This window comes from Streptomyces sp. WAC03905 (assembly GCF_057371075.1).
In genome coordinates, this window is the sequence record NZ_JBXYDZ010000003.1 from 3,992,813 (window position 1) to 4,012,769 (window position 19,957).

Sequence of the window (19,957 nt, forward strand, 5' to 3'; positions counted from 1 at the left end):
TCACACAGGAGAGACACAATGGCGAAGCCGCCTGTGCGCAAGCCTAAGAAGAAGGTCTGCGCGTTCTGCAAGGACAAGACCGCTTACGTGGACTACAAGGACACGAACATGCTGCGGAAGTTCATTTCCGACCGCGGCAAGATCCGTGCCCGCCGCGTTACCGGCAACTGCACGCAGCACCAGCGTGACGTCGCCACGGCCGTGAAGAACAGCCGTGAGATGGCGCTGCTGCCCTACACGTCCACCGCGCGATAAGGAAAGGGTGACCGACTAATGAAGATCATCCTGACCCACGAGGTCTCTGGCCTCGGCACCGCCGGCGATGTCGTCGACGTCAAGGACGGTTACGCTCGCAACTACCTGGTCCCGCGTGGTTTCGCGATCCGCTGGACCAAGGGTGGCGAGAAGGACGTGGCGCAGATCCGCCGCGCCCGCAAGATCCACGAGATCGCGACCATCGAGCAGGCCAACGAGGTCAAGGCCAAGCTCGAGGGCGTGAAGGTCCGTCTGGCCACCCGCGCGGGTGACGCCGGTCGCCTCTTCGGCTCCGTGACCCCGGCCGACATCGCCACGGCGATCGAGTCCTCCGGTGGCCCGAAGGTCGACAAGCGCCGCGTCGAGCTGGGCTCCCCGATCAAGACCCTCGGTTCGTACCAGGTCTCCGTGCGTCTGCACGCCGACGTGGCCGCGAACGTGGGCATCGAGGTCGTTGCCGCCTAAGGGCTGCACATGAAGGGCCGCACCCCACGGGGTGCGGCCCTTCGTCGTTTTCTGGGCTCTGCGTGCCGGTCGGCCGACGATGTTTCACGTGAAACACGGCGGCCGCAGCCGATACGACGACCACAGAGCGGGTGTTTCACGTGAAACACCTACCGGGTGGCTCCCGCGACCGCCCACCGGCCTGAGCGGGCCCGCAGCTGGAGCGTGACCATCCGGACCAGCATCATCAGGGTCATGGCCCACCAGAGCATCGTCAGGCCGCCGCCCAGAGCGGGGACCAGCAGTGCGGCGGGGGCGAAGGCGGCAAGCGTCACGAGCATGGCCCTGGCCAGGTAGCGTCCGTCGCCGGCGCCCATCAGTACCCCGTCCAGTACGAAGACGATGCCGGACACGGGCTGGGAGAGGGCCACCACCAGAAGGGCGGGCAGCAGGGCGTTCTCGACGGCCGGGTCGCTGGTGAACAGCGGAATGAAGACCGGGCGGGCGAGGACCACCAGCAGGCCGAGCACGATGCCCGTCGCGATGCCCCACTGCACCATCCGGCGGCAGACGGCCTTGGCGCCGTCCGTGTCGCCGGCGCCCAGGTAGCGGCCGATGATCGCTTGTCCGGCGATCGCGATGGCGTCCAGGGCGAAGGCGAGCAGGCTCCACAGGGAGAGCAGGATCTGATGGGCCGCGATGTCGGCGTCGCCGAGCCGGGCGGCCACGGCGGTCGCGATCATCAAGATGGCGCGCAGGGACAGCGTGCGGACCAGCAGTGGAGCGCCGGCCTGGGCGCAGGCACGGATTCCGGCGCTGTCGGGACGCAGGGAGGCGCCGTGCCGTCGGGCACCGCGCACGACCACGAAGAGGTAGGCGGCGGCCATGGCGCACTGCGCGAGGACCGTGCCCCAGGCGGAGCCGGCGATGCCGAGGCCAGCGCCGTAGACGAGGGCGACGTTCAGGACCGCGTTGAGGGCGAAGCCGCCGATCGCCACGTAGAGCGGCGTACGGGTGTCCTGGAGGCCCCTGATCACCCCGGTGGCCGCCAGGACCACGAGCATCGCCGGGATGCCGAGGGCGGAGATGCGCAGATAGGTGATCGCGTGCGGGGCGACGGCGTCGGAGGCGCCGAAGAGGGAGATCAGCGCGGGCGCGGCGGAGAGTACCACGGCGATGACGGCCACCCCGAGCAGCAGAGCCAGCCAGATGCCGTCCATTCCCTGCCGGATGGCCGCTTGCAGGTCTCCCGCACCGACCCGGCGGGAGACGGCCGCGGTGGTGGCGTAGGCCAGGAAGACGAAGACGCTCACGGCGGTGGTGAGCAGGGCGGCGGCGATGCCCAGGCCGGCCAGCTGCGGGGTGCCGAGGTGTCCCACGATGGCGCTGTCGGCCATGACGAAGAGGGGTTCGGCAACGAGGGCGCCGAAGGCGGGGACTGCGAGAGCGAAGATCTCCCGGTCATGCCGTCTCGGCCCAGCCGTGGGTGCTGCGAGGGCCTGTGTCATGCGACCAATCTAATCTTCCACAGGTAATGGACGCAACACCTGATGGATCCTTACCAAGGTGCTGGCTTGCAGGTTCTTCCCGCCTCGTTGGAGGCGTTCTCGAGAGCGCGCCGAACAATTTTCGCGCCCGCCGTCCGTGGATGAGGAAATCGCAGGTCAGCCGGGGTAACGGGGTGCCCCGGGTGATTTTGTCCACAGCGTCGTCCCCCGGTCCGTGCACAGCTTCCGGGGAGTTACCCACAGCATTGGCGCCGTCATCCACATCTCATCCACAGAGCCTGTGGATAACAAGATTGGCTGACGCCGCTCCCGGCCCTACCGTGGGGCGTTGCCCGACTCGCCGAGAGCGGATTCGGGTGCCCCAAATGTCAGAGCCGTGTCGTAGAAAGAGTCGCACGGCGAGGTCCGCGCAGCGGACGGGAGGAGGCGGCCCGGTGAGCATGCCCGAGCCCATGGACGACCCCTGGGCCGACAGTGGTCCGAGTGACCGTCTGCCCGCCCGTCCGCGCCGTAACGGAGAGGGCCGGGGCCGCGGCGACGAGCAGCACGACCGAGGTCGTGAGGGCGGCTCCTGGGACGGTGGCGGCTTCGAGCGCGTCCCCCCGCAGGACCTCGACGCCGAGCAATCGGTGCTCGGCGGCATGCTGCTCTCCAAGGACGCCATCGCCGACGTCGTCGAGGTCATCAAGGGCCACGACTTCTACCGGCCGTCGCACGAGACGATCTACCAGGCCATCCTCGACCTGTACGCCAAGGGCGAGCCGGCCGACCCGATCACCGTCGGCGCCGAGCTGACGCGCCGCGGCGAGATCAGCAAGGTCGGCGGGGCTTCCTACCTGCACACCCTGGTCCAGTCCGTGCCGACGGCGGCCAACGCGGAGTACTACGCGGAGATCGTCCACGAGAGGGCCGTCCTTCGCCGCCTGGTCGCCGCCGGCACGAAGATCACGCAGATGGGATACGCGGCCGACGGCGACGTCGACGAGATCGTCAACAGCGCCCAGGCCGAGATCTACGCCGTCACCGAGCAGCGCACCTCCGAGGACTACCTGCCACTGGGCGACATCATGGAGGGCGCCCTCGACGAGATCGAGGCCATCGGCTCGCGCAGCGGGCAGATGTCGGGCGTCCCCACCGGCTTCACCGACCTGGACTCGCTGACCAACGGCCTGCATCCCGGCCAGATGATCGTCATCGCCGCCCGCCCGGCCATGGGTAAGTCCACCCTCGCGCTGGACTTCGCGCGGGCCTGTTCCATCAAGAGCAACCTGCCCAGCGTGATCTTCTCCCTCGAAATGGGGCGCAACGAGATCGCCATGCGTCTGCTCTCGGCCGAGGCCAGGGTGGCGCTCCACCACATGCGTTCGGGCACGATGACGGACGACGACTGGACCCGGCTGGCCCGTCGGATGCCCGACGTCTCCGCCGCCCCCCTCTACATCGACGATTCGCCCAACCTGTCGATGATGGAGATCCGGGCCAAGTGCCGTCGGCTCAAGCAGCGCAACGACCTCTCGCTCGTCGTCATCGACTACCTCCAGCTGATGCAGTCGGGCGGCTCGCGCCGGCCCGAGAGCCGTCAGCAGGAGGTCTCGGACATGTCCCGAAACCTCAAGCTGCTGGCGAAGGAGCTGGAGGTCCCGGTGATCGCGCTGTCCCAGCTGAACCGTGGTCCGGAGCAGCGAACCGACAAGAAGCCGATGGTCTCCGACCTGCGTGAGTCCGGCTCGATCGAGCAGGACGCCGACATGGTGATCCTGCTGCACCGTGAGGACGCGTACGAGAAGGAGTCCCCGCGCGCCGGTGAGGCCGACCTGATCGTGGCCAAGCACCGAAACGGCCCCACCGCGACGATCACCGTGGCCTTCCAGGGCCACTACTCGCGCTTCGTGGACATGGCCAACACGTAGCATCCGATCATGGATGAGTCTGCCCAGGACCGTGAACTGCTCCCCACCACCCGGCGTGCGCTGCGGCACCGGCTCGCCGTCGCGCAGAGCGCCGGCCGGGCGCCGTCCGTCGTTGCAGCCGTACTGCGCGGCGGAGAGGTGGTATGGGAGGGCTCCCGGACCTCCGTCGAAGGGCACGGCCCGGACGGTGACGTCCAGTACCGGATCGGGTCGATCAGCAAGACCTTCACCGCCGTCCTCGTCATGCGCCTGCGGGACGAAGGGCTGCTGAGGCTCGAGGACCCGCTGGAGAAGCATCTGCCGGGGACGGCCGCCGGCCGGGTGACCGTCTTGCAACTGCTCGCCCATACCGGCGGGCTGGCCGCGGAGACCCCCGGAGAGTGGTGGGAGCGCACCCCCGGTACGCAGCGGCCCGAGCTCGTCGACGTGCTGGGCGAAGAGCCCTTCAAGCTCACTCCCGGCACCCGGCACCACTACTCCAACCCCGGTTACACCCTGCTGGGTTCACTGGTGGAGGCAATGCGCGGCCGGCCCTGGGAAGAGGTCCTGCGCTCCGAGGTGCTGGAGCCCCTCGGCCTGGACCGTACGAGCGGGCTGCCGCAGGCTCCCCACGCGGGTGGTTGGGCGGTCCATCCGTGGGCCGACGTGATGATGCCCGAACCGCTGGAGGACCTGGGGCTGATGGCCGCGGCCGGTCAGCTGTGGTCCACGACCCGCGACCTCGCACGGTTCGCCGACTTCCTGCTGCGCGGTGACGAGCGGGTCCTGAGCGCGGAGTCGGTACGGGAGATGCGCCGGCCGGTGGCGCCGCCCGAGCCCGGTTTCGCCGACTTCGGATACGGACTGGGGATGCAGCTGATGGCCCACGGTGCGCGCCGGCTGGTGGGCCACAGCGGCTCGCTGCCGGGGTTCCTCGCGGGGCTGTGGCTGAGCGAGGCGGACGACGTGGCGGCGGTGGTCCTGGCCAACTGCACGTCGGGGCCGGCGGCCACGGCCGTGGCCGCCGACCTCGTCGGGATCGTGGCGGACGCCGAGCCCCCGTTCCCGCCGCCGTGGCGGCCGTTCCAGGAGGCGGACCGAGTGCCTCTGGAGCTGTGCGGGCCCTGGTACTGGGGGACTTCGGCCCAGGTGGTGCGGCTGATCGCGGACGGTACCCTCGAACTGGCGCCGGTCGGCGGGGCGGGCCGCACGGCACGCTTCCGGGCCGAGCCCGACGGCAGCTGGACCGGTCTGTCGGGCTACTACGCCGGGGAGACCCTGCGGGCGGTGCGCCGGGAGGACGGCTCGGTGAGCCACCTCGACCTGGCGTCCTTCGTGTTCACGAGGGAGCCGTACGACGCCGCGGCCCCGGTGCCCGGCGGAGTGGACCCGCAGGGCTGGCGCGGCATCGGCTGACCGGCCGGGCCTCAGAGGACGAGCTCACGCTCCAACGGCGTGCGGAAGCGCGGGGTGACGCGGGCGTCGCCCACCCAGTCGGAGAGGCGGGCGGCTTCGGCGGTGATCGCCTCCCGGGCGGTGCGGCCGGGGTCGGCCAGCAGCCGCCAGACGATCTCACCGTCCGGACGCTGCGCCCAGCCCCCGACGATCTCGCCGTTCCACCACACGGTGGGCCCGATGTTGCCCGCGTAGTCGAACAGTGCGGGCCGGTGGGCGGCGTCGAGGTGGAAACCCCGGTCGGACCACCCCATGCCGGCGGGGTCGAGCGCGGGCAGCAGCGCCGCCCAGGGTTCCGGGGCCGGCTCGGGCGCGGTGTCCCCGGGACCGACGAGGGCCGTGCTGCCGTCGTCGAGGCGTACCTGGTCGGGACCGACGGCCGCGAGGGCCTTGCGGACGTCGGTGAGGCTCCAGCCGGTCCACCACTTGAGGTCGGCCTCGGTGGCCGGGCCGTACGCGTGCAGCCAGCGGCGGGCGATCTCCGCGCGGGCCTCGGCTGCCGGTACGGCGGGCCAGGGATCGGTGTGGACCCAGCGGAACTGGCTGGAGGTCCACGATCCGCGTGGCCGGTCCCGGCGGATCCGGCCGTCGGCGGCCAGCAGCCGGATGACCCGGGTGGCGACCCCCTGCTCCGTCTCGTACTTCTTGCCCCGCCCGAGGGTGATTTTCTGCCGCAGGTCGGGTAGGGCGGCGGACAGCTGACTGCCGGTGAGCGGTCCGTGGGTGTCGAGGGTGTCCAGCGCGGCGGTCTCCACCCGGGCCAGCCACTCGGCGTCGAGTCCCTGCCCGTCCTCGTCGAGGTGCTTGAGGAAGGTACGGCGCTCCTTGACGGCGATGCCACGAGCGGTCGACGCGTCGACGTAGGGGGCGAGTTCCGAGGACACCGCGAAGAGGGTGTTGCGCATGCTGAGCAGCCGGACGAGCCCGACGTCGTCGTAGAGCGCCTGCTCGACGGTCCCGGGTCCGCCCTCGGCGAGCCGGGCCCGCGCGGAGAGGAAGACGGTCGCGGCGTCGGTGGCGTGCAGGGCGACCACGGCGTCCGCCGCCCCGGCGACCGTCGTGGCACGGGCCGACGGAGCCAGCCGGTGGCGTCGGCCGAGCCGGCTGCGGCGTTCCGTGGTGCTGATGAGGGGGAGACGGGCGCTCATCTTCCCGATCGTAGGCCGGGCCGCCGACGGAGAGCTGCGGCCCGGCCCACGGCGGTGGGTCAGAGCTGGAGCTTGAACCCGACGTGCGACGCCGCGAACCCGAGCCGCTCGTAGAAGCGGTGGGCATCGGTGCGGGTCACGTCCGAGGTCAGCTGGACGAGCGTGCAGCCTTCGGCCCGGGACGTCTCGATCGCCCACTCGATGAAGCGGGTGCCCAGTCCGCCACCCCGCTCGTCGGCGTGGACGCGGACGCCCTCGATGACGGAGCGGGTGGCGCCCTTGCGGGACAGGCCGGGGACGATGGTCAGCTGGAGGGTGCCCACGACCCGGTCGGCCCGCACGGCGACGACCAGGTGCTGGTTGGGGTCATCGGCGAGCCGCTTCAGGGCCGTGCGGTAGGGGGTGAGGTCTTCCGGGGACTCGCGGGTGGCACCGAGTGGGTCGTCGGCCAGCATGGCGACGATGGCCGGGAGATCGGCTTCGGTGGCGGGCCTGATCGACAGTTCGGGGGAATGGGTCACGAGGAGCTCCTCTCAGCCGGCGGCCACGGTCAGCGGTGCCCAGCGGCGGGTCCAGTCGCCGGGGAGTTCGGGGATGTCCCGGGTCATCACGGCGTTGAAGGCCACGGACTCCAGCCCGCGGCCCTTCAGCCACGCCAGCAGTTCCTCGTGCCGGACGTCCACATCGGTGCGCAGGACCCGGTCCGTGCCCTGGGCGAGCGCGGTGATCAAGGACTTGGCGGTGCCGGTGTCGCGGGCGATGAGGGGCCCGATGACATGGGTGTGCATGTTGGGCCAGGCGGCGGCGTATCCCGTGAGCGTTCCGTCCCCGCTGGGCTCCTCGCAGACGAGCAACTGGTCGGCGAAGGCGGGCAGCCGCGTGATCATGTGCGTGCGGTCCGCTCCGAAGACTTCGGCGTCCAGGTGCAGGATGCGCGGAAGATCGTCGGCAACCGCGGGCCGCACCCGTGTAATTCCGTGAGCGGCCGGGCCGCCTTCGTCATGGAAAGCGCCCATCAGCATTTCGGCGCGCCCCGTGGTCTTGAACCCGAGCTCCTCGTAGAGCGGGCGCCCGTACGGTGTGGCGTGCAGGGTGAGCGGGAGACCCTTGAGTACGTCATTGCAGACGTGGACCATCAAGGTGCGCCCCAGGCCCTGTCGGGCGTAGCGGTCGGCCACGAGAACCATGCCGATGGCGGCGAGTCCTGGCCCGGCGGAGGTGCTGCCGTACCGGGTGACGACGCAGGCGGCGGCGAGGCCCCGGCCGTCCGGAGCATCCACGCCGAAGCCGTTTCCGGCGGCGAGCAGAAGTCCCCACTTGTGGTCCTCGCGGAGCCAGCCACGATCTTCGGACAGGTCGGCGCAGCGGTGGAGATCGTCCACGGTCAGCGCCCGGATCGGCAGATCGGTGATGTGTGGTGGTGTCACCGGCCCAGACTGGATCATGGGCGTGGGCTCGTCCAGAGGATTTGAGCCGATGTTTCACGTGAAACATGAGTGTTCGGGCGACTGCGCGGGCCGTCGCCCCCCCCGTGAACGCCGGAGCGGTGTTTCACGTGAAACACGGTGTTTCACGTGAAACCAAGCCACTAGCCTCGGGCTATGACGCGCCTGCACCTCTTCGACCTCGACGGAACCCTGATGTACGGCTCGGCGGCTCCGGTGGAGATTTCCCGCCAGCTCGGGGTGAGTACCGAGATCGCCGCACTGGAGCGGTCCTTCGCCGCGCGGGAGATCGGGCCTCACCAGTTCTCGGTGGCGGTCCACGCTCTGTGGGCCGGGCTGACGCAGGAGCACGTCCGGGCCGCGTTCGACGGGGCTCCCTGGCTGGCGGGCATCCGGGACGTCTGGCAGGAGATCAGGCAGCGTGGGGAGTACTGCGCGGTGGTCTCCCTGTCGCCCTCGTTCTTCGTGGAACTGCTGCTGGAGTGGGGCGCGCATGCCGCCCACGGGTCGGTCTACCCGGAGGTGCCGTTCACGCGGCCCGTCGAGGAGGCCGGAATCCTGACCCCGGAGACCAAGGTCGTGGTGGCCGACCGGCTGTGCGAGCAGTTCGGGGTGACCCGGGCCGACTGTGTGGCGTACGGGGATTCGGCGACCGACATCCACCTCTTCGAGGCGGTTTCCGTTTCGGTGGCGGTCAATGCGCGACCGCATCTGGCCGCGCGTGCGAGCCACGTCTACGAAGGGCGGGATCTGCGGGAGGTATACCAGCTCGTGGCGGTGGCACGCCCGGGAGTTGACGCATCTTAGGAGGAAAGTGGGTTCGAAACGCGGATTTTCCGCGTTTCCCCGCGGGCCTCTGGGACGGCTGGCACGCTGTGAAACCCGGAACCACGGCTTCATAGACCGTGGCGTGTGCAGACCGACCGAGATGCTCGAAGCGAGGCACCGCATGGACGCTCCGCCCACCAGATCGGCCAGACGCGAAGCGGCCCGGATACCCTCCGAGGGCGGTACGGCCGAGCCCTCACCGGATGCCGTACTCATCCGCCGGACCCTCGCGGAGATCGCCCCGGTCGCCGACAAGGTGACCTCGTACTTCTACGCCCTGGTCTTCACCGGGCATCCCGAGGTGCGGGACATGTTCCCGGTGGCCATGGACACGCAGCGCGACCGCCTGCTGAAGGCCCTGCTGACCGCCGCCGAGCACATCGACAACCCCGAAGTACTCGCCCCCTACCTCTGCCGCCTGGGCACCGGCCACCGCAAGTACGGCACCATGGCCGGCCACTACCCCGTGATCGGTGAGGCGCTCGTCGGGGCGCTGGCCCGGTTCGCGACGCTGAGCTGGGGACCGGAGACGGAGGCCGCGTGGGTGCGGGCGTACACCGCGATCTCCCAGATCATGATCGACGCGGCGGCCGCGGACGAGGTGAAGAGCCCCGCCTGGTGGCACGCGGAGGTGGTCTCCCACGAACTGCGCACGCCTGACATCGCCGTGCTGACCGTCCGCCCCGACCAGCCCTACGCCTTCCTGGCCGGCCAGTACACCAGTCTCGAGACCCCGTGGTGGCCGCGGGTGTGGCGGCACTACTCCTTCGCCTCGGCCCCCCGCGCCGACGGACTGCTCTCCTTCCACGTCAAGGCCGTCCCCGCGGGCTGGGTCTCCAACGCGCTGGTGCGCCATGCCCGCCCCGGCGACGTGCTGCGTCTGGGGCCGCCGGCCGGGTCGATGGTGGTGGACCACACCACGGACAACGGCATGCTCTGCCTGGGCGGCGGCACGGGTATCGCCCCGATCAAGGCGCTGATCGAGGACGTGGCCGGACACGGGGAGCGTCGGCCGGTGGAGGTGTTCTTCGGGGCCCGCAGCGACAGCGACCTGTACGACAAAGACACCCTGCTGGGGCTGCAGCGCTCGCACCCGTGGCTGTCGGTACGGCCGGTGGTCGGTGACGGGCTGGCGGGACAGCTGCCGCACGCCGTGGGTGAGCACGGGCCCTGGAGCTCGTACGACGCCTTCATCTCGGGACCACCGGCGATGATCCGCAGCGGGGTGGACGAGCTGCTGCGGATCGGCATCCCCGGCGAACGGATCCGGCACGACGCCGTCGAGGAACTGGCGGGCATCGCCGGGTGAGACCGGCGGGCACGACCGGTCCGGGACCGGCGGCGGCCCACCGGCCCCGGAGCGGCCTCAGCCCAGGTCGGGCGCGTGCATGGCGCGCACGCCCTCGATGTTGCCGTCCAGGTAGTGCCGTAGGGACAGTGGGACGAGATGGACCACGGCGATGCCCACCCGGCTGAAGGGCACGCGGACGATCTCGTACTCCCCGGCGGGCTCGTCGACCTCGGGGCCGTGCCGGAGGCTCGGGTCCATCGATTCGAGGCGGCAGACGAAGAAGTGCTGCACCTTCACGCCGGTCACTCCGCCATCGGCGATGTGCTCGACGGTGTCGACGAAGCAGGGCACGACATCGGTGATCTTCGCGCCGAGTTCTTCGTGGACCTCTCGGTGGAGGGCGTCGACGACGGTGGCGTCCGAGGACTCCACTCCCCCGCCTGGGGTGACCCAGTACGGGTCGACGCCGGGCTTGGTGCGTTTGATGAGGATCAGGTCGTCACCGTCGAGCAGGATCGCGCGGGCGGTGCGTTTGACCACGGGACGTTCGGTCATGGGAGAAGAGTGGCCCACCGCTCCGCTTCTGAAACGCGCCACGGGCCGGAAACAGGGGGCTCACCAGTGCACGGCGGCGTCCAGCAGCCGCGCGCGCGCCCGGGCGAGGTGGGTGAGGGAAGGGCTCCCTGCTCGCAGGACCAGGAACCACGTGCGCAGCGGGGGTACGGCAGGCTCCGCCACGGCTGTGATCCGGCCGCTGTCCAGGGCGTCCTGGCACAGGTACCGGGGCAGCACCGCGAGTCCCGCGCCGGCGAGGACGCATTCCAGTACGGCGCGCAGGTCGGGGGCGACCACGGTGGCCGTCAGGGACCTGGCGGTCGGCAGGACATCGAAGACGGCGCTCCAGTAGCGGGTGACGAGCGGCAGGGTCTCGTGGACCTCGACGAGCGGGATGCCCTCCAGAGCCCCGGGACCGTCCTCCCGCAGCCGGTCGGTGTCGACGAGGGCGGCCCAGTAGGGGGCGGCGACCAGGACGTGCTCCTCGTCGCACAGCGCGGTGGCGGTGAAGGGGCCGCCGCGCGGGTGGGCGGTGGTGACGACGAGGTCGTGGTGGCCGGCGGCGAGCCCGTCGAGGACGGTCCCGGAGTCGCTCTGCAGGGTGGCGCGCAGGGTGTGGCCCTGGCCCACGAGGGGTGCCAGGGCGGGGAGCACGCGCAGCGACAGGAACTCGGGCGGCCCGGCGACGTGGAGGGACCGCAGTCCGCCGGTGTCCTCCCGCTCGGCCTCGGTGATCCGGAGCAGGGCGTCGAGGTGCGGGGCGGCTTTGTGGGCGAGTTCGTCGCCGACGGCGGTGGGAGTCACGCCGCGGGCCCGGCGGTGGAAGAGCGGCCGCCCCAACTGGCGCTCCAGTGTGCGGATCTGCGAGGTCACGGCGGGCTGGGACAGTCCGAGGAGGGCTGCGGCGCGCGTGAACGAGCCCGCCCGGTGGACCGTGACGAAGGTGCGCAGCAGGGCCAGATCCATCGCGACACCTCTCGGTGGGGGTCTACAACTATAAATATGCAGATAGGCCCCTGTCGCTACCGTGATTGGACTCTGACGCAGAGTCAATTAGCCTTGTCGGGTGGTTCTTCGCGCGCGGAACCCGGGGCGGTCCGAGCCACTAGGGGGGAGGCTCGGACCGCCCTTTCCACGGCTGCGTCAGCGATCGTGACCAGCCGGGCCGAGGGCCCGGTCGAGGGCGCTCAGGACGTCCGCGACCAGGTCATCGGTGTCCTCCGCCCCGGCGGAGAAGCGGATGAAGCCCTCGGACACGGCGTCGCCGCCCCATCGTCCGCGCCGCTCGGCGGTGGACCGGACGCCGCCGAAGCTCGTGGCGTCCTCGACGAGGCGCAGGGCGGTCATGAAGCGTTCCGCGTGCGCCCGGTCGGGCAGCGTGAAGGAGACCACCGAGCCGAAGCCCCGCATCTGGCGGGCGGCCGTCTTGTGGGAGGGGTCCGTCGTCAGTCCCGGGTAGCGCACGCCGCGTACGTCGCGGCGCTCGCTCAGCGCCTCCGCCACGGCGAGGGCGTTGGCCCACTGGCGCTGCGCGCGCAGTTGAATCGTGGCCAGCGATCGGTGGGCGAGCCAGGCCTCCATGGGGCCGGGGATCGCACCGACGATCTTGCGCCATCCCCGGACGCGTGCCGCGAGCTCCGGGTCGCGGCACACGACGTATCCGAGCAGCAGGTCGCCGTGGCCGGTGAGGCCCTTGGTGCCGCTGGCCACGGAGAAGTCGGCGCCGAGTTCCAGAGGCCGCTGCCCCAGCGGGGTGGCGAGGGTGTTGTCCACGGCGACCAGGGTTCCGCCGGCGTGCGCGGCCTCCGCGAGGCGTCGTACGTCGCAGACGTCGAGGCCGGGGTTGGACGGCGTCTCGATCCACAGGATCCGGGCGCCGTCGAGGACCTCGATCTGGGCGTCCGAGCCGGTGGGGGCGGTGCGCACGTGGATCCCGTACGCCTCCAACTGCTCCCGCACCAGCGGCAGAGCCTGGTAGCCGTCGTCCGGCAGGACGACGGTGTCGCCCGTGCGCGTCTGGGAGAGCAGAACGGCGGAGACCGCCGCCATGCCGGAGGCGAACACGATGGTGTGCACGTCCTGGCCGGGGGCTTCCAGTTCCCCGATCGCCCGTTCCAGCAGGGTCCAGGTCGGGTTGGTGTCGCGCCCGTAGGCGTAGGGGCCCTCGACGTCCCCGGGGAGGTGGAAGTGGGCGGCGAAGACCGGCCCGGGCAGGGGCGGTTCGTTCTTGACCGCCTCGGGCAGACCGGCGCGTACGGCGCGGGTGCCGTCACCGATCGACGCGGGGGTCCTTGCGGGGAAGTGCTCGTTCACGCGGTGTGCTCCTTCATCGCCTCGCGTACGGCGTCCAGCAGGCCGGGGCCGGCCGCCTCGATGAGTTCCAGGCATTCCTCGAACCCGTCGACCGACCCGTAGTAGGGGTCCGCTACGTCGTACTGCCCGGCCGCGGCCGCCGGATCGTAGGACCGCAGCAGCCGTACCTTGGCGGCGTCCTGTGCGGTGGGTGCGAGTGCCCGCAGGTCCGCGAGGTGCCCGGCGTCGAGCGCGATGACGAGGTCGAGGCGGGAGAACCAGGAGGAACGGAACTGCCGGGCGCGGTGGTCCTGCGCGTAGCCCGCGGCCTCCAGGACGGAGATCGTGCGCGGGTCCGCGCCGTCGCCCTCGTGCCAGCCGCCGGTGCCGGCGCTGTCCACCTCGACGAGGGCGCCGAGTCCGGCCCGTTCGACCTGGGCGCGGAAGACGGATTCGGCCATGGGGGAGCGGCATATGTTGCCCGTGCACACGAAGCAGACGCGGTACATGCGCGGGCCGCTCAGTTCTTGTCGGGCAGGACCATGTTCACGGCCCAGGAGACGACGGAGATGATCAGGCCGCCGAGCAGCGCGGTCCAGAACCCGTCGACGTGGAAGCTGAGATCGAGCTGCTTGGCCAGCCACGAGGTCAGCATCAGCATCAAGGCGTTCACGACCAGCGTGAACAGCCCCAGGGTGAGGACGAAGAGCGGCAGCGAAAGCAGCTTCACGAGCGGCTTGACGATCAAATTGACCAGGCCGAAGACCAGGGCGACCAGGATCAGGGTGAGCGTCCGGCGGCCGAGACTGCTGCCGTCGTCGAGGGTGATGCCGGAAAGCAGCCACACCGCGACGGCCAGGGCCGCCGCGTTGGCGAGCGTCTTGACTACGAAATTCGTCATGTGTCTGATCGTGGCAGAGAAGATCCCGGTGGGACATCCGCGGATCAGCGGATGCGAGGGAACGATCGAGTACAAGGGGCACAACCACGATGAAAGCCTTCCGGCTTGACGAGCTCGAAGCGGAACGGGCCGCCAACGACGGCGCCTATCTGCAGTTCCTGCGCGAGCGGAACATGTCGGTCGGGCTGTACGCGCTCGACGCCGGCCAGACCGATCCGCAGCGGCCGCACGGTCAGGACGAGGTGTACTTCGTCGTCAGCGGAAGGGCCTCGATCACGGTCGGGGAGGAGACGACCACCGTGGCGCGCGGCAGCGTGGTCTACGTTCCGGCGGGCGTCGTGCACAAGTTCCACCACATCACCGAGGACCTGAGGGTGATGGTGGTGTTCTCCCCGCCGGAGGGCTGACCTGCCCCGCGGTTGAGGGTCGCGCCCCTGATCCCCCTAAGGGGCGGATCAGGGGACTCCGGGGGCTCGCGGTCCCCGATCGGAGCCGGCGCGCTCCTAGCATCGGGAGCAGGAAGTCACCGACGGGAAGACCGGGAAGAGGTCGAGGACATGAACGGCATCCGAGAGATATTCGCAGGCATGCCCAGGTGGGTGAAGTGGGTCGCGGTCCCGCTGCTGGCCCTGTTCGTCTTCGGGGGTGTCATCACCAGCATCCTGGGCGCACTGATCTCGCTCGCCTTCAAGCTGCTCCTCTTCGTCGGCCTCGTCGGCGGTCTGATCTTCGTCGTGAAGAAGGTCGGCGGCGGAACGTCGAAGTCCTCCTCCGGCGAGTGGTAGGCGAGTGGTCGGTGACGGGCGGGGGCGGCTGCCGGATTAACCCAGCTGAGGGAACGTGACGCTTTCGACCGCTCACGGCCCCGGAATCGGTGGATAGAGTCGCGATCTGTGCCGTTCCCTGGGCACCGAGAGCCGCTATCACCCCTGACCTGGGGTGATGCCGACGACCCGCCGAGCGCGACCCCCAGGACCCGGCATGCGCGGGGGTGGCCCCCGCCGAGCGGGTCACCCCTCAAGGCCCGCCGCCATGCCTGGGGGTGAGCTGTGTCTCCGGTCCACAATGCCGGTGTGCCGACACTGATCGGTTCGGTGCAGAGGGCGCTGAGGCTGCTGGAAGCGGCGGGATCCCACAGCGGGGGAGCCCCCGCCAAGCAGCTGGCGCGTGAGGCCGGGCTTCCGCTCCCCACGGCCTACCACCTGCTGCGCACCCTGACCCACGAGGGCTATCTGCGCAGAGAGTGCGGAGTCTTCGTACTCGGCGCCGCGGCCGGCAGGCTGGCCGACGGGGGACTCCAGCAGAAACGTCGCAGCATGATCCTCGACTCGCTCGCGCACTTCCGCGACGTGGTCGGGGCCCCCGTCTACTTCGCGGTCTACCGCGAGGGTGAAATCGAGGTCGTGGGCGTCTCGGACACCCCGGGCAGCCCCGCGTGCGAGGAGTGGGCCGACTTCCGGGAGACGGGATACGCGCACGCCATCGGGCAGTGCCTGCTCGGGCAGCTCGACGAGGACGCGCGCAAGGACTATTACGACCGTCATCCGGTCGAGGCCATCACCCCTTATACCGTGCGCGATCTGCGTTCCTTGGAGAACCGGATCGGGGCCCTCGGGCGAATGCAGCCTGTAATCGAGCGGCAGGAATATGCCCTCGGCACGGTCTGTGCGGCCATCCCCATCACAGCCGGGGATGTGGCCGCGACCATGGCCATTTCTTTGCCCCTGCATCAGGAAGATCGATTGCTGTATGTAGTCGATCGACTACGGAGTGAAGTAGGCGCGCTGTTGAGCACCCTCTCGTTCTCTATCAGTATCTGAAAACTCACTCCTTGTGATCTGCTAGCGCTTCCACCACTCTTGTCAAGAGGGCCCTGGGGGATCATTCCTGGCCACTTCCACTACAGCGGGGTAGTCAATGCGCGAGTCGGTACAGGCAGAGGTCATGATGAGCTTCCTCGTTTCCGAGGAGCTCTCGTTCCGGATCCCGGTGGAACTCCGGTACGACGCCCGTGATCCCTATGCAGTCCGCCTTACCTTCCACCTTCCCGGAGACGCGCCCGTGACCTGGGCGTTCGGCCGGGAGCTCCTCCTCGACGGCATCAACAAGCCATGCGGTGACGGCGATGTGCACATCGCCCCCACCAGCCCCGAGGAGTTGTCCGACGTCCACATCCGGCTCCAGGTCGGTGGCGACCGGGCCCTGTTCCGTGCCAGTGCGGCCCCGCTCGTCGCGTTCCTCGACCGGACCGACCGGCTCGTTCCGCTCGGACAGGAGCGGAACACGGGCGATTTCGAGGAACACCTGGACGAGGCGCTCGGCAGAATCCTGGCCGAGTCGAAGCAGAACGAGCAGAACGCCGGCTGAACCTTCCGTTCAGCGCTTGCGCCGCCGGCCCCGGCCGCGGACCGGTCCCGAGGCCGGTACGGCGGCCGGTGCGGCGGCGGAGGATTCCGGCCGGTCGGCCGAGACCACCAGAGCGGCCAGCGCCGTCGTCACGGGCACCGAGGCCACCAGCCCGATCGAGCCCACGAGGGTCCGTACGATCTCCACCGCTACCAGCTCGCTGTTCGCCACCGACCCCATGCTGCTGTTGGCGATCGAGAACAGCAGGAGCAGGGGCAGCGCGGCGCCCGCGTAGGCCAGCACCAGGGTGTTGACCACTGACGCGATGTGGTCGCGCCCGATCCGGATGGCCGCCCGGTACAGCGACCGCGGTCCCATCGACGGGTCGGCCTGGTGGAGTTCCCAGACGGCCGAGGTCTGCGTGACCGTCACATCGTCCAGGACACCCAGCGATCCGATGATCACGCCGGCGAGCAGCAGGCCGCTCATGTCGATGTCCGGGTAGAGCCCGTGGATCAGCCCCGTGTTGTCGTCGGTGTTGCCGCTGAGGAACGCCCAGTCGATGAACACCGAGCCCAGCAGGCCGATCAGCAGCAGCGAAACGAGCGTGCCGAGGACCGCGACCGATGTACGGGCGGTCAGGCCGTGGCACATGTAGAGCGCGATCAGCATGATCGCGCTCGCCCCCACCACCGCGACCACCAAGGGGTTCGACCCCTGGAGGATGGCGGGGAGGATGAAGAGCGTCAGCACGCCGAAGCTGACCACCAGGGCGATCAGCGCGAACAGACCGCGCATCCGCCCGACGAGCACGACCGACAGCGCGAAGATGCCGGCCAGCACCGCCAGCGGCAGCTTGCGGTTCACGTCGATCACCGAGTACTGGAGGTCGCGGGGCGCGTCCGGGGCGTACGCCACCACCACTTCCTGACCGTCCGTCAACTGCCGTGGCGCGCCGGGCTGGACGATCTCCACGAAGGTGCGTCCCTTGTCCGGGCCGCTCCCGATCTCGACGGTGGCCTTCTTGCACTCGCCGCTCTGCGCGCCCTTGGCCCCGCCGCCCGACGGCCCGGAGGTCCCGCCGGCCGCCGGCACCTGGGCCGCGTTCACGGATTTGCAGTCGACCTGCTCCAGCGAGACGACCTTGGCCTGCTGGGTCTGCCGGTCGAAGCCCACCCCGGTGCGCTCGTGGGCGGGCGTGCCGCCCGGCCACAGCACCACCAGCCCGACGAAGACGGCGGCGGCGAAGGGGATCAGGACGGCCGCAATGACCTTGCGCAGGTGCTTCGAGACGGGGGCGGCCGGTCCGTGGCCATGGCTGTGGGAATGACCGTGGGAGTGCCCGTGGCCGTCGTGCGCGTGGCCGGAGTGGACGCTGGGCTCAGTGGGCTCGGTGGGGGGCTGCGGCGAGGACGTCACCAGCAGATCATCGCAAGAGATGAGGGGGCCCACTGTTCAGCACGCCATGGATGACGCTAGCGTGGGGGCACCTTTGCACAACGCGGGAGCTCGGAGCACCGGGCTGAGAGGGCGCTGATCACCGTACGCGAACACGATGCGTACGGGAGGAGGCTGCGCCGACCGCCGAACCTGTTACCGGGTAATGCCGGCGTAGGGAGATCAGGTCTCATGACCATTCAGGACGCACGCACGCCTGCCGTCGGCCAGGAAGCCGACGGCTCGACCGAGCGCAAGCCGGGCTGGCACAAGGGCTACGTGGCGGGCTCCCGCCCCGACATCCGGGTGCCGGTCCGCCAGGTCCACCTCACCAACGGCAAGGACGTGACCCTGTACGACACGTCCGGCCCGTACACCGACCCGCAGATCGAGACCGATGTGCGACGGGGCCTCGCGCCGCTGCGCGAGAACTGGATCATCGGCCGCGGCGACACCGAGGAGTACGCCGGCCGCCCGGTCCGCCCCGAGGACGACGGCATCAAGCACACCTCGCCGCGCGGTGGCCTCAAGAACCTCGACGCGGTCTTCCCGGGTCGCCCCCGGCTGCCCCGCCGCGGTCGTGACGGCGCCGCCGTCACCCAGCTCGCGTACGCCCGCCGGGGCGAGATCACCCCGGAGATGGAGTACGTCGCGATCCGCGAGAACGTCTCGCCCGAGGTCGTCCGCGAGGAGATCGCCGCGGGCCGCGCGGTGCTCCCGGCGAACGTGAACCACCCCGAGATCGAGCCGATGATCATCGGCAAGAAGTTCCTGGTGAAGGTCAACGCCAACATCGGCAACTCCGCCGTCACCTCCTCCATCGAGGAGGAGGTGGAGAAGATGACCTGGGCGACCCGCTGGGGCGCGGACACGGTCATGGACCTCTCGACGGGCCGCAACATCCACACCACCCGCGAGTGGGTGCTGCGCAACTCCCCCGTCCCGATCGGCACCGTGCCGCTCTACCAGGCGCTGGAGAAGGTCGACGGCCGCGCCGAGGACCTGACCTGGGAGATCTACAAGGACACGGTCATCGAGCAGGCCGAGCAGGGCGTCGACTACATGACGGTCCACGCCGGCGTGCTGCTCCCGTACGTGCCGCTGACGGCCCGCCGCAAGACCGGCATCGTCTCGCGCGGCGGCTCGATCATGGCCGCGTGGTGCCTCGCGCACCACAAGGAGAACTTCCTCTACACGAACTTCGAGGAACTCTGCGAGATCCTGGCGGCGTACGACGTCACGTACTCCCTGGGCGACGGCCTGCGCCCCGGGTCCATCGCGGACGCCAACGACGCGGCCCAGTTCGCCGAGCTGAAGACGCTGGGCGAGCTCAACACCATCGCCAAGCGCCACAACGTCCAGACGATGATCGAGGGCCCGGGCCACGTCCCGATGCACAAGATCAAGGAGAACATCGACCTTCAGCAGGAGATCTGCGAGGAGGCGCCGTTCTACACGCTCGGCCCGCTGACCACGGACGTGGCGCCCGCGTACGACCACATCACCTCGGGCATCGGCGCCGCGATGATCGCCTGGTGGGGCACGGCGATGCTCTGCTACGTCACGCCCAAGGAGCACCTGGGCCTGCCCAACCGGGACGACGTGAAGACCGGCGTCATCACGTACAAGATCTCCGCGCACGCCGCGGACCTGGCCAAGGGGCACCCGGGCGCGCAGGAGTGGGACGACGCCCTGTCCGACGCGCGGTTCGAGTTCCGCTGGGAGGACCAGTTCAACCTGGCGCTGGACCCGGACACGGCCCGTGAGTTCCACGACGAGACCCTGCCCGCCGAGCCGGCCAAGACCGCGCACTTCTGCTCCATGTGCGGACCGAAGTTCTGCTCGATGAAGATCTCGCAGGACATCCGCCGTGAGCACGGCGGGGACCTGAAGGCGGACGAGATCCAGGCCGGTATGGCGGCGAAGTCCGCCGAGTTCGCGGCTTCGGGCAACCGCGTCTACCTGCCGCTGGCCGACTGAGGCCGTTCGGCAGGCCGACAGTTCGGACCCGGCTGACGGGCGGACCCGCGACCCATGGGGGGAGTCGCGGGCCCGCCCGTTTCTGCGTGCCGTCCGGGGGACGCGGGGACCATTGGTGTCAGATCGATAGTCCGATGAGTGGACTTGTCTGCGAGGTGTTTCGGGGCTCCGCGGGCGGGTTTC

Annotated in this window: 21 protein-coding genes; 11 read left to right on the forward strand and 10 right to left on the reverse strand. The window is 70.0% G+C overall.

Annotation, left to right across the window (positions count from 1 at the left end; translation table 11 throughout):
* Positions 1 to 18: 18 nt before the first annotated feature.
* Both rpsR and rplI read left to right on the forward strand, forming a co-directional pair.
* A complete protein-coding gene (gene rpsR, locus AC2RP6_RS20525) occupies positions 19 to 255 on the forward strand; it encodes a 30S ribosomal protein S18 (RefSeq protein ID WP_005315025.1) in 237 nt (78 codons plus the stop codon).
* 18 nt (positions 256 to 273) lie between these two features.
* Positions 274 to 720, forward strand: a complete 447-nt coding sequence (gene rplI, locus AC2RP6_RS20530; protein WP_468131048.1) for a 50S ribosomal protein L9 — start codon at positions 274 to 276, stop codon at positions 718 to 720.
* A gap of 149 nt (positions 721 to 869) precedes the next feature.
* Here the strand turns inward: rplI and AC2RP6_RS20535 are convergent, their stop codons facing one another.
* On the reverse strand, positions 870 to 2,207 hold the full coding sequence (locus tag AC2RP6_RS20535; protein WP_486447508.1) for an MATE family efflux transporter: 1,338 nt from the start codon (positions 2,205 to 2,207) through the stop codon (positions 870 to 872).
* A gap of 452 nt (positions 2,208 to 2,659) precedes the next feature.
* On the opposite strand from AC2RP6_RS20535, the gene dnaB reads away from it, so the two are divergent.
* Positions 2,660 to 4,117, forward strand: a complete 1,458-nt coding sequence (gene dnaB, locus AC2RP6_RS20540) for a replicative DNA helicase (protein ID WP_486450390.1) — start codon at positions 2,660 to 2,662, stop codon at positions 4,115 to 4,117.
* Positions 4,118 to 4,126: 9 nt separating this feature from the next.
* A complete protein-coding gene (locus AC2RP6_RS20545) occupies positions 4,127 to 5,512 on the forward strand; it encodes a serine hydrolase domain-containing protein (protein WP_486447509.1) in 1,386 nt (461 codons plus the stop codon).
* 11 nt (positions 5,513 to 5,523) lie between these two features.
* On the opposite strand, the gene AC2RP6_RS20550 is transcribed toward AC2RP6_RS20545, so the two are convergent.
* Genes AC2RP6_RS20550 through AC2RP6_RS20560 form a run of 3 tightly spaced genes read right to left on the reverse strand, consistent with a single transcriptional unit; the run spans position 5,524 to position 8,126 of the window.
* Positions 5,524 to 6,699: a winged helix DNA-binding domain-containing protein gene (locus AC2RP6_RS20550; protein WP_486447510.1), complete on the reverse strand. Its 1,176-nt coding sequence runs from the start codon at positions 6,697 to 6,699 to the stop codon at positions 5,524 to 5,526.
* Between the two features lie 59 nt (positions 6,700 to 6,758).
* The gene (locus AC2RP6_RS20555) at positions 6,759 to 7,220 is read right to left on the reverse strand and encodes a GNAT family N-acetyltransferase (protein ID WP_486447511.1); all 462 of its coding nucleotides are present in this window, start codon (positions 7,218 to 7,220) and stop codon (positions 6,759 to 6,761) included.
* Positions 7,221 to 7,232: 12 nt separating this feature from the next.
* A complete protein-coding gene (locus AC2RP6_RS20560; protein WP_486447512.1) occupies positions 7,233 to 8,126 on the reverse strand; it encodes a GNAT family N-acetyltransferase in 894 nt (297 codons plus the stop codon).
* 174 nt (positions 8,127 to 8,300) lie between these two features.
* Between AC2RP6_RS20560 and AC2RP6_RS20565 the strand changes: the two genes are divergently transcribed.
* Positions 8,301 to 8,951: an HAD family hydrolase gene (locus AC2RP6_RS20565; RefSeq protein ID WP_486447513.1), complete on the forward strand. Its 651-nt coding sequence runs from the start codon at positions 8,301 to 8,303 to the stop codon at positions 8,949 to 8,951.
* Positions 8,952 to 9,072: 121 nt separating this feature from the next.
* The gene (locus AC2RP6_RS20570) at positions 9,073 to 10,281 is read left to right on the forward strand and encodes a globin domain-containing protein (RefSeq protein WP_486447514.1); all 1,209 of its coding nucleotides are present in this window, start codon (positions 9,073 to 9,075) and stop codon (positions 10,279 to 10,281) included.
* Between the two features lie 57 nt (positions 10,282 to 10,338).
* Here the strand turns inward: AC2RP6_RS20570 and AC2RP6_RS20575 are convergent, their stop codons facing one another.
* The 5 genes from AC2RP6_RS20575 to AC2RP6_RS20595 form a co-directional block, all read right to left on the reverse strand.
* A complete protein-coding gene (locus tag AC2RP6_RS20575) occupies positions 10,339 to 10,818 on the reverse strand; it encodes an NUDIX domain-containing protein (protein WP_486447515.1) in 480 nt (159 codons plus the stop codon).
* Between the two features lie 60 nt (positions 10,819 to 10,878).
* Positions 10,879 to 11,784, reverse strand: coding sequence for a LysR family transcriptional regulator (locus AC2RP6_RS20580; protein ID WP_486447516.1), 906 nt, complete (start codon positions 11,782 to 11,784; stop codon positions 10,879 to 10,881).
* A 177-nt stretch (positions 11,785 to 11,961) separates the two neighbouring features.
* Positions 11,962 to 13,131 carry a cystathionine gamma-lyase gene (locus AC2RP6_RS20585; RefSeq protein WP_486447517.1) on the reverse strand — a complete coding sequence of 390 codons (1,170 nt, stop codon included), beginning with the start codon at positions 13,129 to 13,131 and terminating at the stop codon, positions 11,962 to 11,964.
* Entirely contained in the window at positions 13,128 to 13,619 is a 492-nt protein-coding gene (locus tag AC2RP6_RS20590) for a low molecular weight protein-tyrosine-phosphatase (protein WP_486447518.1), read from the reverse strand. Before AC2RP6_RS20590 ends, AC2RP6_RS20585 begins: the two co-directional genes overlap by 4 nt.
* A gap of 11 nt (positions 13,620 to 13,630) precedes the next feature.
* Positions 13,631 to 14,011 carry a phage holin family protein gene (locus AC2RP6_RS20595; protein WP_486447519.1) on the reverse strand — a complete coding sequence of 127 codons (381 nt, stop codon included), beginning with the start codon at positions 14,009 to 14,011 and terminating at the stop codon, positions 13,631 to 13,633.
* A gap of 89 nt (positions 14,012 to 14,100) precedes the next feature.
* Between AC2RP6_RS20595 and AC2RP6_RS20600 the strand changes: the two genes are divergently transcribed.
* From AC2RP6_RS20600 to AC2RP6_RS20615, 4 genes are all read left to right on the forward strand, one after another.
* Positions 14,101 to 14,418 (forward strand): cupin domain-containing protein, encoded by a 318-nt coding sequence (locus AC2RP6_RS20600; RefSeq protein ID WP_486447520.1) that lies wholly within the window; start codon positions 14,101 to 14,103, stop codon positions 14,416 to 14,418.
* 150 nt (positions 14,419 to 14,568) lie between these two features.
* Positions 14,569 to 14,796, forward strand: a complete 228-nt coding sequence (locus AC2RP6_RS20605; protein ID WP_486447521.1) for a DUF5326 family protein — start codon at positions 14,569 to 14,571, stop codon at positions 14,794 to 14,796.
* A 288-nt stretch (positions 14,797 to 15,084) separates the two neighbouring features.
* Positions 15,085 to 15,831, forward strand: a complete 747-nt coding sequence (locus AC2RP6_RS20610) for an IclR family transcriptional regulator (RefSeq protein WP_486447522.1) — start codon at positions 15,085 to 15,087, stop codon at positions 15,829 to 15,831.
* Positions 15,832 to 15,928: 97 nt separating this feature from the next.
* The gene (locus AC2RP6_RS20615) at positions 15,929 to 16,378 is read left to right on the forward strand and encodes an SsgA family sporulation/cell division regulator (protein ID WP_030647381.1); all 450 of its coding nucleotides are present in this window, start codon (positions 15,929 to 15,931) and stop codon (positions 16,376 to 16,378) included.
* Positions 16,379 to 16,387: 9 nt separating this feature from the next.
* On the opposite strand, the gene AC2RP6_RS20620 is transcribed toward AC2RP6_RS20615, so the two are convergent.
* Entirely contained in the window at positions 16,388 to 17,776 is a 1,389-nt protein-coding gene (locus tag AC2RP6_RS20620) for a YibE/F family protein (RefSeq protein WP_486447523.1), read from the reverse strand.
* 210 nt (positions 17,777 to 17,986) lie between these two features.
* Between AC2RP6_RS20620 and thiC the strand changes: the two genes are divergently transcribed.
* Complete coding sequence (gene thiC, locus AC2RP6_RS20625) at positions 17,987 to 19,774, forward strand: phosphomethylpyrimidine synthase ThiC (protein WP_486447524.1); 1,788 nt, start codon at positions 17,987 to 17,989, stop codon at positions 19,772 to 19,774.
* Positions 19,775 to 19,957: the final 183 nt, after the last annotated feature.